Source organism: Bacillus cereus group sp. N24 (genome assembly GCF_016483345.1).
Classification (GTDB): domain Bacteria; phylum Bacillota; class Bacilli; order Bacillales; family Bacillaceae_G; genus Bacillus_A; species Bacillus_A toyonensis.
Genome location: NZ_JAEHCA010000002.1, coordinates 429,830 through 443,957, shown reverse-complemented (window position 1 = coordinate 443,957; position 14,128 = coordinate 429,830). Strand labels below are relative to the sequence as shown.

The window sequence follows — 14,128 nt, the reverse complement described above, 5'->3', positions numbered from 1 at the left end:
GGTGGGGTGCGAATGATGCATATGCATATTTTTGAAGGGGCACGGCACCTTTCAAATATGGAATGGGTTGTACGGGCTATAATAGCATACGTATTTTTAATATTAGTTGCGAAAGCGATGGGGCAAAGATCTATCGCACAACTTCGTTTTTTAGATGTTGTATTAGTGCTATTGCTTGGTGGGAATATTTCTAACGCATTGTCTGATGAAAAAGTAGGGTTACTCGGTTCGATGATTACAACGTTCATACTCGTTGTACTTCATATTATAAGCTCAGTTTTAATGCTGAAATGGGATAGATGGAGACGTTTTTTAGAGCCAGCACCTATCATTCTTATACACAATGGTTCCATTGATTTTAGCAATTTGAAAAAAGCGAGAATTACCGTGGAATATTTATTTTCGGAACTTCGTATGCGAAATGTGAGCGATATTCAAACAATCAAATTAGCATTATGGGAAGCGAACGGTGTCGTTTCTATATTTCGATATCCAGAATATGAAGCAGTTTCGCGACTTGATCTTAAAGTGGCGGGAAAAAAATCTCCAGTTTCTTTTGTATTAGTAAAGGATGGGAGGATTCAGAAAGATGTTCTTGCTTTATTAGGAAAAACAGAAGCGTGGGCGAGAGAATTTCTAGAGGAGAGTACAGAAGTCGAATCTATTATGTTAGCTACAGTAGATGAAGCACGTAAAATAAATATTTTGTTAAAAAAATGAAAAATATACGCATTTTGTCGTTTCATACATATGATACAATAGTGTGGACAACGAAAAAGGAGGCGATACGATGGGATATGTAGAAGAATTACGAAAAATAGTTGGTCATCGCCCTTTAATTTTAGTTGGTGCTGTTGTACTCGTTATAAATGAACATGGAGATGTATTATTGCAACAACGAACAGAACCGTATGGAAAATGGGGGCTGCCTGGCGGGCTCATGGAGCTTGGTGAATCACCAGAAGAAACAGCTTACCGTGAAGTATATGAAGAGACAGGTATAGAAGTAAAGAACTTACGATTAATCAATGTGTTTTCTGGAGCGAACTACTTTACAAAATTAGCAAACGGTGATGAATTTCAATCTGTAACGACAGCCTATTATACGGATGAATACGAAGGACATTTTGTTATGAATAAAGAAGAGGCGGTTCAGCTTAAATTCTTTCCAGTAACGGAGCTACCTGACTATATTGTTGGATCGCATAAAAAAATGATTGTTGAATATATGAAAATTATGGAAATGAATATATAATAATGAAAGAAATATAAAAACACAGCTCTGGTCGGTAGTCCAGACGCATGATTTCATGTCAGTAACCTTCCCCTCCGGGATGTCCAATATTTCTAATTTTATTAAAGGAGGGGCTGTCAATGGATTTGACAGTATATCACGACGGTCAATTTTTTGTAGGAATTATTACGCATAAAGAAAAAGGGAAATTGTATGGAGCGAGGTATATTTTTGGAATGGAACCTTCAGACGAGGAAGTACTTATATTTGTGAATGGTCCAATGTTAGCATATTTCCAGCACGTTGCAAAATGTGGTGTGGACGTTAAAGAAAAACAGCGTCCAAAAAATATAAAACGTATCATACGAGAAGCGGCAAAAGAAGTAAATGTAAAACGTTTTACAAAGGCACAAGAAGCAATTAGTTTATCTTATGAACTGCATAAACAAGAACAGAAAGTGCAATCTAAAGAGAAACGGGAAGCTGAAAAGCAGAGAAAACGTTTTATAAAAGTACAAAAAGCAAAGCAAAAACATCGTGGTCATTGAGAAAAGGTGTTAGAGCAAGAGCTCTAACACCTTTTCTATGCTTAAATACAAGTAAACTTACTTGTATTTCATAAACATTAACTGGTAAGATACAAATAGGTAGATTTAGAGGAGGGGAAAGATTGATTAATTTTAACTTTTTTATGAATGATGTTGTTCGTCAAGCGCGTGAAGAGATCGTTTCTGCTGGATATACAGAATTAACGACACCAGAAGCAGTTGAAGAAGCGTTTAAAAGAAATGGTACAACACTTGTAATGGTAAACTCTGTATGTGGTTGTGCAGGTGGTATTGCTCGCCCTGCTGCTGCGCATTCCGTACATTATGATAAACGTCCTAACCATCTTGTAACGGTGTTTGCAGGTCAAGATAAAGAAGCAACAGCAAGAGCTCGTGAATATTTTGAAGGGTATCCACCTTCTTCTCCATCATTTGCTTTATTAAAAGATGGAAAAATTGTAACGATGGTAGAACGTCATGAAATTGAAGGTCATGAACCGATGCAAGTTATTGCGAAATTACAATCGTATTTTGAAGAGAATTGTGAAGAACTATAAATAAGTGAAAAGGCGGTACGCCCACGATTAAGTGGGTGTACCGCCTTTTTTTTATTAATTATACAAAACGATGGAATATACATCATCTTGTTTTGTTATGCAGTTTTTTATGCATTGAGAATGCGTTATTTAATGTTATTTTATTTATTTTTATTTTATATATTGCATAAAAATAAAACTGCTGATACAATACAAACATCGAATAAATATTCTATTAAACTTTTAAATATACATTATTAGGGGGAAGAAAGATGAAGAAGTTATTATCGATATCGTTTGCACTTATTTTAATTGTAAGTATGTTTAGTGCGTGTAGTAATGGGGACGTAAAAGAAGAAAAAAGAAATAAGAAAGTACTTGTAATGGGAACTTCAGCAGACTATAAACCTTATGAATATGTAGAAGCTTCAAAGAGTGATGAAATTATTGGCTTTGACATTGATATTGCAAAGTATATCGGAAAAGAACTTGGGTATGAAGTGAAAGTGAAAGATATGGATTTTGGTGGTTTATTAGCGTCTCTTAGCTCAGGAAAAGTTGATTTTGTAATGGCAGGTATGACGCCAACGGCAGAGCGTAAAAATAATGTAGATTTTACAGATATATATTTTGTTGCGAAAAACATGATTGTTTCTAAAAAGGATTCTAACATTAAATCAGTAGAAGATTTAAAAGGGAAAAAAGTAGGGGTACAAACAGGATCTATTCAAGAAGAGAAGGCGGCGGAATTTAAAAAACAAGTTGATTTCAAAGCTGAGGGACGTGACCGTATACCAGAAATTGTACAAGAAATTAAAGCGGGTCGTTTCGATGCGGCGATTTTAGAAGATACAGTAGCGAAAAATTATTTAGAGAAAATGAAAGATTTACAAGGAATTGAAATTAAAGAAGCACCAGAAGAAGTAGGAGCGGCAATTGCCCTTCCGAAAAACAGTGATAAAACAGCTGAATTTAATAAAGTGATTAAAAAAATGCAAGAAAACGGAGAAATGGATAAATTAGTGAAGAAGTGGTTTGGCAGCGGAAAATAAGCTGCCTTTCACTTTTCTGTGAAGGGAATGAAAAGAATGAACTTGGATTTTTCAGCGATTACGCCTTCGATACCGTATATATTAAAAGGGCTAGAAGTTACTTTGAAAATTGTAGCAGTATCAGCTTTAGTAGGATTTATTTTAGGAACGTTATTAGCACTTTGTAAGATTGCTAGAATACGAGCATTAAATATAGCGGCAGATCTTTATACATCAATTTTCCGTGGTACACCACTTGTATTGCAATTAATGATTATTTATTTCGGTGTCCCGCAAATAATTGGTTATGAGATACCGGCCTTTTTAGCGGCTGTACTAGCATTTAGTTTGAATTCAGGTGCATATATGTCAGAAGTCATCCGTGCCGGCATTCAAGCGGTTGATAAAGGACAAACAGAAGCAGCGATGGCTTTAGGAATTCCATATGGAAAAATGATGCGAAATATTATTTTTCCCCAAGCTTTAAAAAATATATTACCGGCACTTGTAAACGAGTTTGCGACGCTTACGAAAGAGTCGGCTGTAGTAACAGTAATAGGTGCGACGGATTTAATGCGCCGCGCTTACATTGTAGGCGGTGAAACGTTTAAATATCTTGAGCCGCTACTATTTGTTGGTCTGATCTACTATACGCTAGTCATTATTCTTACATTAGTCGGGAAGGCAATTGAAGGGAGAATGAAAAAAAGTGATTAAAATTGAAAACCTTCATAAATCATTTGGGAAAAACGAAGTATTAAAAGGCATTACAACAACGATTGAAAAAGGGGAAGTAGTTGCAATTATCGGACCGTCCGGATCAGGGAAATCAACATTTTTACGCTGTATGAATGTGTTAGAAGCACCGACAAATGGTCACATTTGGATTGGAACGGAAGAAGTAACGAATCCGAAAACGAATATAATGCACGTTCGTGAAAATGTAGGAATGGTATTTCAACATTTTCACCTATTCCCTCATATGACTGTATTAGAAAATATTACGTATGCTCCTATCAATGTAAAAGGAGTAACGAAACAAGAGGCTGAAAAGAAAGCCGAGAAACTTTTAGAAAAAGTAGGCTTGTTAAATAAAAAAGATACGTATCCGAATCGCCTTTCAGGGGGACAAAAGCAACGTGTAGCGATAGCGAGAGCTTTAGCAATGGAACCGGAAGTTATGCTGTTCGATGAACCAACATCAGCGCTAGACCCAGAGATGGTGAAAGAAGTGCTAGAAGTTATGAAATCATTGGTAACGACAGGAATGACGATGGCTATCGTTACACATGAAATGGGATTTGCAAAAGAGGTGGCAGATCGCGTTCTTTTCTTAGACGGAGGAAACCTTGTAGAAGACAGTCCGCCAGCACAATTTTTTGCAGCACCAAAAAGTGAACGTGCGCAACAATTTTTACAAAAAATATTGTAATATGAAAAGGTTATGTGAATAATAAGTAGAAAAGGATGACATTGTGTCATCCTTTTTTTATACTAACTGTAAATACGTTTATACATATAGGAGTAATGATATGTTTAAAATTGGATACCGTACAGTAAAAACAGCAATAGGGGCAGGAGCGGCAGTTTTTATTGCTCAGTTATTAGGTTTAGAATTTTATAGTTCAGCAGGTATTTTAGTTATATTATGTGTACAAAATACGAAGCGTAAATCACTTCAAGTATCGGTACATCGATTTTTAGCTTGTGTATTATCAATGGTATTCGCATTTTGCATTTTTGAAACAATTGGCTATACCCCACTTGCAATTAGCGTATTATTACTTACATTTATTCCGACTGCAGTTATGTTGAAAATTCAAGAAGGCATCGTCACGAGTTCAGTTATTGTTATGCATCTATATTCATTGAAACACATTACATGGCTTATAGTTGGAAATGAAATTGCTATATTAACGATAGGAATTAGTGTGGCGTTATTAGTGAACATGTATATGCCAAGTAGTGAAAATAAGCTAAGAGAGTATCGGAATAAAATAGAAAGTAATTTTAAAACGATATTGTTTGAAATGGTTGTGTATTTACGAAATCGAGAAAGTAGTTGGAGCGGGGCAGAACTCATTGAAACCGAGAATATGCTAAATGAAGCAAGAGATTTATCTTTTAAGAAGCTTGAGAATGCATTTATGCGCGAAGATGATTATTACTATCGTTACTTTAATATGCGCATGCAACAATTCGAAATTTTAGAGCGAATGATACCATTGGCAGCCTCTTTATCGTGGACATATGAACAGGCTGATATGATTGCCGATGTTGTTGAAAATATTGGGAATGCAATTAGCCCTGAAAGTACAGGTGTTATTTCCTTAAGGCAGCTTCAAGAAATGAGAGAATTGTTTAGAGAAATGCCGTTACCAGTCACACGTGAAGAATTTGAAATACGTGCAAAACTTGTTCAACTTGTATATGAAATGGAGCAATATTTACTCATTAAAAGTCGCTTTAAGGGAAAGGATAATATAAAAGAACTTATATAGAAGGTAGGAATTATTTATGCCGTATCTTCTCTCTTTCATATTATGTCTTTCTTTATCGCCGATTTGGCCTCTTGGTGATAATCCACGTGCCGGAGATCCTTTCATTATTGTAAATAAAGCGACGAATAAACTAGCTTACATTGACGATGGGAAAATTCAAAAGATTTTTCCCGTAGCGACAGGAAAAACGAATGAATTAACCCCAGAAGGAACTTTTGATATTGTAATGAAAGCGAAGGATCCGTACTATATTGCAAAAGATATTCCAGGTGGTTCACCAAAAAATCCACTTGGATCAAGGTGGATTGGGTTTAATGCAAGAGGAACTGATGGGAGTAAATATGGAATACATGGAACAAACCAACCAAGTTCAATTGGAAAGTATATTTCACAAGGATGTATAAGAATGAAGAAAAACGATGTGGAATATTTATTTGATCGCATTCCAATTGGAACAAAAGTGTGGATTGTGAAGTCGAAAAAAACATTTCAGCGATTGGCAAAAGAAAAAGGTGCCATTGCATATGAAAAAGCCAACGCAAAGGTTGGCTTTTTCTTTTATCATAAGTTGTCTTGACATGTGTACATAACCATGCGTTAATGAAAATATAGAAAGATAAAGTGAAACTTTAATCAGTGCGAGGTTATTCCCCGTTAATGCGGGATAAAAATAGGTAAAGGGGTTGCTCATATGTACTTGAATCCAAAAATTTCGTATATGCAGTTTTTTATTGGTTTTCTATTTGTGATTACATTCATATTGGCAACTTTTAATATATGCTCTTACGTTGTAGCGATTGTATTGATGGCATTACTTAATCTTACTTTTGTTATTGGAGCGTTTCAACACAAACAGTACACGAGTTTTGTGATAGCGTTAGTAATGGCATTTTCCTTTAGTATTGTAGCGGTTGTGCTTTATATAAAATAAACCATCTCGATGTCGAGATGGTTTATTTTATTATGTGTAAAACGTAAAAAAAGGACGAACACATCGCCCTTTTTACCAAAACATACTTGCGCCAGCAAGTAATGTTGTTACAAGCATAGAAATTAGCATGATATAAACCATAACTTTTTGAGCTTTTTTATGCATCGTTAAACCTCCTTGCAAATCAGTACACCTTCATTGTAACGAGAAATGAAACTGTGGACAAGGGGAGAGAAAGGACAAATTTCGGGAAGGGGTTGCAAAATATAACAGGAAATTTAAGTATGCATAGAGAATATATTAAAAGATAGATTGTGAGTTTTTGTTTTGCAAGCTGAAGAATGGAGATACAATGATGAAAATATATGAGACAGGCCGCTTACATTTAAGGGAAATCGATGAGTCGTATGCTGAAAAAATTCTTCAATATTACGACAGAAATCGTGAATTTTTAAAAGCTTGGGAAGAGTATAGACCGGAGGATTTTTTTACGTTAGATTATCAAAAGAAAAAGCTACAAAAGGATAGAAAAGAGTTTACAGAAGGTAAGATCATTAGGCTATGGATTTTTAAAAAAGGTGATGACACGAAAATAATTGGCTGTATTTCATTTAATTTAATCGTTCGTGGTATTTATCAATCTTGTGTACTCAGTTATAAATTAGATAAGGAAGAGTTAAATAAAGGTTATACGACAGAAGCGCTTAGAAAAGCAATTGCAGTTGCTTTTGAGGAATTTCATTTACATCGTATAGAAGCACCAATTATGCCGCGTAATTTAGCATCTATACAAGTAGTGACGAAAATAGGCTTCCAGTATGAGGGTGTATCTAGGAAGATGCTAATGGTAAATGGAGTGTGGGAAGATCATATGCGCTGGGTATTGTTAAATGAGTAATCGAAAGCAGATGGTTATCTAGACATATAAACCGTCTGTTTTTTGTCTTGTATTTCGAAACTTTTGCGAAATTCTGTTATAATTAGTAGTGTTACATACATAATGGTAGTGCAGGAGGCGCAGTCTTATGATTAATCAAGAACGTTTAGTAAATGAATTTATGGAATTAGTACAAGTAGATTCTGAAACGAAATTTGAAGCAGAAATCTGCAAAGTATTAACAAAGAAATTTACAGATTTAGGTGTAGAAGTATTTGAAGATGACACAATGTCTGTAACTGGTCATGGTGCAGGTAACTTAATTTGTACTTTACCAGCAACAAAAGATGGCGTGGATACAATTTACTTTACTTCTCATATGGATACAGTAGTTCCTGGTAATGGAATTAAGCCTTCTATTAAAGATGGATATATCGTATCAGATGGTACTACAATTTTAGGTGCGGATGATAAAGCAGGATTAGCGTCAATGTTCGAAGCAATTCGTGTGTTAAAAGAGAAAAATATTCCTCATGGTAAAATTGAATTTATTATTACAGTTGGAGAAGAATCTGGACTTGTTGGTGCAAAAGCATTAGACCGTGAGCGCATTACAGCGAAATATGGTTACGCATTAGATAGCGATGGAAAAGTTGGTGAAATCGTTGTTGCAGCTCCAACACAAGCGAAAGTGAACGCAATTATTCGCGGGAAAACAGCTCATGCTGGTGTAGCACCAGAAAAAGGTGTATCTGCAATTACGATCGCAGCGAAAGCAATTGCGAAGATGCCACTTGGTCGTATTGATTCTGAAACGACTGCAAATATTGGACGTTTTGAAGGTGGTACACAAACAAATATCGTTTGTGATCATGTACAAATCTTTGCAGAGGCTCGTTCTTTAATCAACGAGAAAATGGAAGCACAAGTTGCGAAAATGAAAGAAGCATTTGAAACAACTGCAAAAGATATGGGTGGTCAAGCAGACGTTGAAATAAACGTTATGTACCCAGGATTTAAATTTGCTGATGGCGACCACGTTGTAGAAGTTGCAAAACGTGCAGCTGAAAAAATTGGTCGCACACCTTCTCTTCACCAAAGTGGTGGCGGAAGTGATGCAAACGTAATTGCAGGACACGGTATTCCAACAGTTAACTTAGCGGTTGGTTATGAAGAAATTCATACAACAAACGAGAAGATTCCTGTTGAAGAATTAGCGAAAACAGCAGAATTAGTTGTTGCAATTATTGAAGAAGTAGCGAAGTAATAAAATAAAAAAGACGTGTGAACCAATTATGGTTTACACGTCTTTTTTATTTTGATTCAACTGCTTTCACTAGGCGGATAAACCAATATAAGAAAATCCATGGCAGTATATAAGTTGTTACGATACTTAGTAAACGAGGGAGGAGTGCAGCTGTATTAATATTAAAAATCGGGAGTAGTAAGTAATTAATTAAGAGGATTAATATAATAATGAGAAAGATATAGTTAGGTTTACTATTAGATTTCATAATAAGTCAATCCTTTGACAATAATATCCATATTACGTATTAAGTATAGCAAAAATAAGGATAAAAAGAATAAGTAATTATTATATTGTACATGAATTTGGTATAATGAAGGAACGAATGTTCTTTGGAGGGGGGGAGTACTATGCGAGAAATGTATCCGAAAAATGGCCGTGTTATTTTACATGTGGATATGAATTGTTTTTTCGCATCTGTTGAAATTGCTCATGATTCATCATTACAAGGAAAGCCATTAGCGGTTGCTGGAAATGAAAAAGAGAGAAAAGGAATTATTATAACGTGTAGTTATGAGGCGAGAGAATATGGAATACGTACGACGATGCCTCTTTGGGAAGCGAAAAGGTTATGCCCACAATTAGTTATAAGGCGTCCTAATTTCACATTATATCGTGAAGCTTCATTTCAAATGTTTCAAATCCTTTCCCGTTTTACAGAAAAGATACAACCAGTCTCTATAGATGAAGGATATTTAGATATTACAGATTGCTATGCACTCGGTTCGCCTCTTGAAATAGCAAAGATGATTCAACAAGCGTTGTTAACAGAGCTACAGCTTCCGTGTAGTATTGGGATTGCTCCAAATCTTTTTCTAGCAAAGACCGCTTCAGATATGAAAAAGCCACTTGGTATTACTGTACTTCGAAAACGTGATATTTCAGAATTGATTTGGCCACTTCCAGTTGGAGCCATGCATGGAATTGGTGAGAAAACAGCTGAAAAATTAAATGATATTCATATACAGACAATTGAACAATTGGCAAAGGGAGACGAGCATATCATTCGCGCTAAAATTGGAAAGCACGGTGTTGATTTACAAAGGCGTGCAAAAGGTATGGATGATAGAGAAGTTGATCCGAGTCAAATGGGACAGCATAAAAGTGTCGGTAATTCGACGACCTTTTCAAAGGATATGGATGAAGAGAAAGAGTTACTTGATATGTTAGAACGTTTATCAAAATCAGTGAGTAAAAGATTACAAAAGCGAACTCTTGTCAGCTATAATATTCAAATTATGATTAAATACCATGATAGGCGAACGGTAACACGGAGTAAGCAATTGAAAAATGCAATTTGGGAAGAACGCGATATTTTTCAAGCAGCATCCCGTTTATGGAAGCAACATTGGGATGGTGATTCCGTTCGTTTACTAGGTGTTACAGCTACTGAAATAGAGTGGAAGACAGAATCGGTGAAACAATTAGATTTGTTTTCATTTGAAGAGGATGCGAAAAAAGAACCGCTACTTGCTGTCATTGATCAAATTAATGATAAGTATGGAACACCGCTTTTACAACGAGGTAGTCAACTACTACGTAAGCAAGAGAAGTCGTTTCAACAAAAGTTAGAAAATAAGTTTATGTAGAAGGTGTCATGAAGTAGTAAATAGCATGACACCTTTCATATTTAACTTGCTTCTAAATCTAAAGAAGTCCTCCACCCAGCAGCAGTAACGCCAGATTCTAATAACATTCTACTTACTATTTTTTCAATTAAGATAGCCGCATTTGTCTTGCAATGTAATGTAGCCTGTATACAGACTTTTTGCTTAGAATCTACATCTTCACTATATAACTCTTTTAAACCGAGACCTTCTGTACTTACCATGTGCATGAGTAAAAAACGAATATGTGCTTCATTTTCTTCGGAACAAGTAAGAGAAAGGAAGTAGTTTGTTTGTTCAGGTGATTCTTCTTTTGATTTTTTATTCATAAAGAGAGCGATCGGGCGAAGTAGTATATTTGCTAGTAAAACGCCGGCTGCACCTAATATAGCTGCAAGGAGAAAACCAGCGCCTGTAAGAGTACCGACAGCAGCAGCACACCATAAAGTAGCCGCAGTATTTAATCCTCTAATACTAAAACCGTCACGGATAATCACACCGCCTCCTAAAAAGCCAATCCCACTAACAACTTGAGCAGCAATACGTGAGGGGCTAGCATCATGATCAAGCATGACGGATAATAAAACAAATATACAGGCACCAAGTGATACGAGAGCATTTGTCCGTAAACCGGCCATCCGGTGTCTCCATTGCCTTTCCATTCCGATGCAAGCACCTATAATAATTGCGATAAATAATCTTAATACAATGTCATACCATACCATCATGGTCACCTCCATACATATAAGTACGTGTTATGTTTTTAAGAATGAGTGGGGAGTACCCATTCATTCTCGTTTTTATCCCGCTATTTGCGGGCAGTAAGACCCCACTGATTAAAGTTTCACTTTATAACCAGCTATGAAACTTTTTAATATAAACTTTTTTCAGGAATTGTGTTAAGAAAGCATAGCCTAATAGTATTCCTACTAGCCAAGGGAAATAGCTAAGTGGTAATGCTTGTAAACCAACGACCGCACCAAGTGGTGAGAATGGAATATAAATTCCGATTGCCATAATACAAGCGGTTAATAACAGTACCGGTGCTGATGCAGTACTTTGAATGAATGGAATCTTCTGTGTTCTTATCATGTGAACGATTAAAGTTTGTGTGAGCAGTCCAACGACAAACCAACCAGATTGGAATAATGATTGTTCGCTAGGTGTATTTGCACCGAAGACATTCCACATGACTACGTATGTGATAATATCAAATATGGAACTAATTGGGCCGATACAAATAATGAAGTTCCGTAAGTTTGCAGTATCCCATTTTCTCGGTTTTTCTAAAAATTCTTTATCCATTTTGTCCCATGGAATAGACAGCTGTGAAATATCGTAAAGCAAGTTTTGAATTAAAAGGTGAATGGCAAGCATCGGTAAAAAGGGAATGAAAGCACTGGCCACTAACACACTAAATACATTTCCAAAGTTAGAGCTAGCCGTCATTTTAATATATTTTAAAATATTTCCGAACGTAGTGCGTCCTTCTAAAATACCCGCTTCTAATATAGTTAAACTTTTTTCAAGTAGAATAATATCGGAAGACTCCTTTGCGATATCAGTTGCAGTATCAACAGATATTCCAACGTCAGCATCACGTAATGCTACGGCATCGTTAATACCATCCCCCATATAACCTACTGTATGACCGTTCCCTTGTAAGGCACGAATAATGCGAGATTTTTGCATTGGATTTAGTTTTGCGAACACTGTTGTTTCTTCGGCTAGTTTTGCTAATGCTTTATCTGGTAAAGAATCGATCTCGTAGCCAAGGATAGGCTCACCAATATCCAATCCAACTTCTTTACAAACTTTTTTTGTAACAATTTCATTATCACCAGTTAAAATTTTTACTTGTACACCATGTTTCTGTAATGCTTGAATAGCAACAGCTGCAGATGGTTTCGGTGGATCTAAAAAGCCAATATATCCAGCGAGAATCATATTTGTTTCATCTTTTACCGCGTACTCTTTATCATTTATTTTTCTATTTTTTTTATAAGCTACAGCAATTACACGCATACCTTCGCCATTCAATGTCTCACTTAGTTGTTTGACATTTGAGCGCATTTCCTCGGTAAGTTGAACAATCTTTCCGTTTGATTCAGTGTAGTTACAAATGGATAAAATTTCTTCCACGGCACCTTTACAAACCATTGTATGTTCACCTGAGATGTCTTTGACGATGACGGACATGCGACGGCGGGCAAAATCAAATGGAATTTCATCTAGTTTTTGAAACGTTGAAGGGTCGAACGTTTGTTTTTCTTCTGTATGCTCAATAACAGCTTTATCTATTAAATTTTTCAATCCAGTTTGATAGAAGCTATTTAAATATGCAAACTGTAATACACGATTGCATGGATTACCAGTAGGATCTAAATGTCTAACAAGAACAACTTTATCCTCTGTCAATGTCCCAGTTTTATCTGTACAAAGAATGTTCATCGCGCCTAAGTTTTGAATAGAATTTAGCTGTTTTACAATAACTTTTTGCTTAGACATGTTCACAGCACCTTTAGCTAAATTAGCAGTTACAATCATTGGTAACATTTCAGGTGTAAGACCAACTGCAATAGCGATAGCGAAGAAGAAAGCTTCTTGCCAATCACCTTTTGTGAATCCATTAATGAGAAGGACAATGGGCGCCATAATAAGCATGAATGTAATTAAGAGCCAGCTTACTTTGTTTACACCTTTATCAAAGCTTGTTTCTGCGCGATTCCCGATTACTTTATTCGCTAAAGAGCCGAAATGCGTATCGGTACTTGTTGAAACGACAACAACTTTTGCGCTACCACTTACAATATTCGTACCCATAAAGCAAAGGTTTTCCATATCGAGTGGATTGAAATTTTTTTTCATATTTTTCGGTAAGATATGCTTGTTTTCTGTATGATAGCAGTTTTCGTATTTTTCTACAGGAAGTGCTTCCCCGGTTAATGAAGACTGATTAACAAATAAATCTTTAGCCGATAAAATACGCACATCAGCTGGAACGATGTCACCGGCTGAAAGTGAAATAATATCGCCAGGTACAAGTTCTTCCATTGGAATTTCTATTGTATAATTTCGATTTAAATTCGTTACGTTTTTTGTTTCGTGTACAAATCCATCTATTCTAAAGACGCTCGCGGTTGTTCGAACCATAGCCTTTAATTTATCCGCGGCTTTTTGAGAGCGGAATTCTTGTAAAAAGCGAATCGTTGAACTTAGAAGTACCATTACAGATACGACAATTGTTCCTTGCATGTCATCTGTGAAAAAAGAGAGCGCTCCAAGAGCTAATAAAACAAAAATAAATGGATTTTTAAATGCCAGCAGAAATTGAATGTACCACGGCAATGTTTTATTATGAGCAATTTCGTTCGGACCATATAAAGAAAGTCTACGGGACGCTTCTTGTTTAGAGAGTCCATTTTCTGTAGTTTCTAGAAGTTTTAATGCAGAGTTTATATCTTGTGTTGCAACTTCCACTAATACTTTGTTATTTGTTTGCATGCTATCTTGATCGTAAGCATGCTTTGTTTCTTGTCTTTGAAAATTAAACATCG

17 protein-coding genes are annotated in these 14,128 nt (G+C 35.9%); 13 read left to right on the top strand and 4 right to left on the bottom strand.

All coding sequences use genetic code 11. The annotated features are described in order from the left end of the window. Positions 1-15 precede the first annotated feature (15 nt). From JDS95_RS05275 to JDS95_RS05230, 10 genes are all read left to right on the top strand, one after another. Positions 16-720, top strand: a complete 705-nt coding sequence (locus tag JDS95_RS05275; RefSeq protein WP_033661369.1) for a DUF421 domain-containing protein — start codon at positions 16-18, stop codon at positions 718-720. A gap of 70 nt (positions 721-790) precedes the next feature. Then, positions 791-1,255: an NUDIX hydrolase gene (locus tag JDS95_RS05270; RefSeq protein WP_000542539.1), complete on the top strand. Its 465-nt coding sequence runs from the start codon at positions 791-793 to the stop codon at positions 1,253-1,255. Between the two features lie 119 nt (positions 1,256-1,374). After that, positions 1,375-1,782: a YjdF family protein gene (locus JDS95_RS05265; RefSeq protein WP_002044836.1), complete on the top strand. Its 408-nt coding sequence runs from the start codon at positions 1,375-1,377 to the stop codon at positions 1,780-1,782. 143 nt (positions 1,783-1,925) lie between these two features. Next, complete coding sequence (locus JDS95_RS05260; protein WP_001979317.1) at positions 1,926-2,339, top strand: BrxA/BrxB family bacilliredoxin; 414 nt, start codon at positions 1,926-1,928, stop codon at positions 2,337-2,339. 251 nt (positions 2,340-2,590) lie between these two features. Further along, positions 2,591-3,370, top strand: coding sequence for a transporter substrate-binding domain-containing protein (locus tag JDS95_RS05255; RefSeq protein ID WP_000735466.1), 780 nt, complete (start codon positions 2,591-2,593; stop codon positions 3,368-3,370). Positions 3,371-3,406: 36 nt separating this feature from the next. Continuing rightward, positions 3,407-4,066: an amino acid ABC transporter permease gene (locus tag JDS95_RS05250; RefSeq protein ID WP_001046925.1), complete on the top strand. Its 660-nt coding sequence runs from the start codon at positions 3,407-3,409 to the stop codon at positions 4,064-4,066. Next, positions 4,059-4,781 (top strand): amino acid ABC transporter ATP-binding protein, encoded by a 723-nt coding sequence (locus JDS95_RS05245; RefSeq protein ID WP_000590220.1) that lies wholly within the window; start codon positions 4,059-4,061, stop codon positions 4,779-4,781. The genes JDS95_RS05250 and JDS95_RS05245 overlap by 8 nt, the downstream gene beginning before the upstream one ends. 100 nt (positions 4,782-4,881) lie before the next feature. After that, positions 4,882-5,850, top strand: coding sequence for an aromatic acid exporter family protein (locus JDS95_RS05240; protein WP_199690312.1), 969 nt, complete (start codon positions 4,882-4,884; stop codon positions 5,848-5,850). Between the two features lie 16 nt (positions 5,851-5,866). Further along, the gene (locus tag JDS95_RS05235) at positions 5,867-6,427 is read left to right on the top strand and encodes a L,D-transpeptidase (protein WP_001146538.1); all 561 of its coding nucleotides are present in this window, start codon (positions 5,867-5,869) and stop codon (positions 6,425-6,427) included. Between the two features lie 114 nt (positions 6,428-6,541). Then, entirely contained in the window at positions 6,542-6,781 is a 240-nt protein-coding gene (locus JDS95_RS05230) for a DUF3894 domain-containing protein (protein ID WP_000281158.1), read from the top strand. Positions 6,782-6,853: 72 nt separating this feature from the next. Here JDS95_RS05230 and prli42 read toward each other — a convergent pair whose 3' ends face one another. Next, positions 6,854-6,946, bottom strand: coding sequence for a stressosome-associated protein Prli42 (gene prli42 / locus JDS95_RS05225; RefSeq protein ID WP_000549039.1), 93 nt, complete (start codon positions 6,944-6,946; stop codon positions 6,854-6,856). A 187-nt stretch (positions 6,947-7,133) separates the two neighbouring features. Here prli42 and JDS95_RS05220 point away from each other — a divergent pair, with 187 nt between their 5' ends. Together JDS95_RS05220 and JDS95_RS05215 are read left to right on the top strand one after the other, a co-directional pair. Then, positions 7,134-7,679, top strand: coding sequence for a GNAT family N-acetyltransferase (locus tag JDS95_RS05220; RefSeq protein ID WP_002044843.1), 546 nt, complete (start codon positions 7,134-7,136; stop codon positions 7,677-7,679). A gap of 127 nt (positions 7,680-7,806) precedes the next feature. Beyond that, complete coding sequence (locus JDS95_RS05215) at positions 7,807-8,925, top strand: tripeptidase T (protein ID WP_000609819.1); 1,119 nt, start codon at positions 7,807-7,809, stop codon at positions 8,923-8,925. Positions 8,926-8,971: 46 nt separating this feature from the next. Here JDS95_RS05215 and JDS95_RS05210 read toward each other — a convergent pair whose 3' ends face one another. Continuing rightward, a complete protein-coding gene (locus tag JDS95_RS05210) occupies positions 8,972-9,172 on the bottom strand; it encodes a hypothetical protein (protein WP_085450655.1) in 201 nt (66 codons plus the stop codon). 142 nt (positions 9,173-9,314) lie between these two features. On the opposite strand from JDS95_RS05210, the gene JDS95_RS05205 reads away from it, so the two are divergent. Next, positions 9,315-10,553, top strand: a complete 1,239-nt coding sequence (locus JDS95_RS05205) for a DNA polymerase IV (RefSeq protein ID WP_001208868.1) — start codon at positions 9,315-9,317, stop codon at positions 10,551-10,553. Between the two features lie 41 nt (positions 10,554-10,594). Here the strand turns inward: JDS95_RS05205 and JDS95_RS05200 are convergent, their stop codons facing one another. Beyond that, the gene (locus JDS95_RS05200) at positions 10,595-11,296 is read right to left on the bottom strand and encodes an MgtC/SapB family protein (RefSeq protein ID WP_000262352.1); all 702 of its coding nucleotides are present in this window, start codon (positions 11,294-11,296) and stop codon (positions 10,595-10,597) included. Between the two features lie 124 nt (positions 11,297-11,420). Then, entirely contained in the window at positions 11,421-14,126 is a 2,706-nt protein-coding gene (gene mgtA / locus JDS95_RS05195; RefSeq protein WP_000481708.1) for a magnesium-translocating P-type ATPase, read from the bottom strand. Positions 14,127-14,128 lie beyond the last annotated feature (2 nt).

Bases quoted from the DNA above. Each gene is read 5' to 3' on its own strand.
- JDS95_RS05230 (WP_000281158.1), top strand. From the start codon at position 6,542: ATGTACTTGAATCCAAAAATTTCGTATATGCAGTTTTTTATTGGTTTT.
- JDS95_RS05235 (WP_001146538.1), top strand. From the start codon at position 5,867: ATGCCGTATCTTCTCTCTTTCATATTATGTCTTTCTTTATCGCCGATT.
- JDS95_RS05270 (WP_000542539.1), top strand. From the start codon at position 791: ATGGGATATGTAGAAGAATTACGAAAAATAGTTGGTCATCGCCCTTTA.
- JDS95_RS05275 (WP_033661369.1), top strand. From the start codon at position 16: ATGCATATGCATATTTTTGAAGGGGCACGGCACCTTTCAAATATGGAA.
- JDS95_RS05265 (WP_002044836.1), top strand. From the start codon at position 1,375: ATGGATTTGACAGTATATCACGACGGTCAATTTTTTGTAGGAATTATT.
- JDS95_RS05215 (WP_000609819.1), top strand. From the start codon at position 7,807: ATGATTAATCAAGAACGTTTAGTAAATGAATTTATGGAATTAGTACAA.
- JDS95_RS05255 (WP_000735466.1), top strand. From the start codon at position 2,591: ATGAAGAAGTTATTATCGATATCGTTTGCACTTATTTTAATTGTAAGT.
- JDS95_RS05220 (WP_002044843.1), top strand. From the start codon at position 7,134: ATGATGAAAATATATGAGACAGGCCGCTTACATTTAAGGGAAATCGAT.
- prli42 (WP_000549039.1), bottom strand. From the start codon at position 6,946: ATGCATAAAAAAGCTCAAAAAGTTATGGTTTATATCATGCTAATTTCT.
- JDS95_RS05250 (WP_001046925.1), top strand. From the start codon at position 3,407: ATGAACTTGGATTTTTCAGCGATTACGCCTTCGATACCGTATATATTA.
- JDS95_RS05205 (WP_001208868.1), top strand. From the start codon at position 9,315: ATGCGAGAAATGTATCCGAAAAATGGCCGTGTTATTTTACATGTGGAT.
- JDS95_RS05260 (WP_001979317.1), top strand. From the start codon at position 1,926: ATGAATGATGTTGTTCGTCAAGCGCGTGAAGAGATCGTTTCTGCTGGA.
- JDS95_RS05200 (WP_000262352.1), bottom strand. From the start codon at position 11,296: ATGGTATGGTATGACATTGTATTAAGATTATTTATCGCAATTATTATA.
- mgtA (WP_000481708.1), bottom strand. From the start codon at position 14,126: ATGTTTAATTTTCAAAGACAAGAAACAAAGCATGCTTACGATCAAGAT.
- JDS95_RS05240 (WP_199690312.1), top strand. From the start codon at position 4,882: ATGTTTAAAATTGGATACCGTACAGTAAAAACAGCAATAGGGGCAGGA.
- JDS95_RS05210 (WP_085450655.1), bottom strand. From the start codon at position 9,172: ATGAAATCTAATAGTAAACCTAACTATATCTTTCTCATTATTATATTA.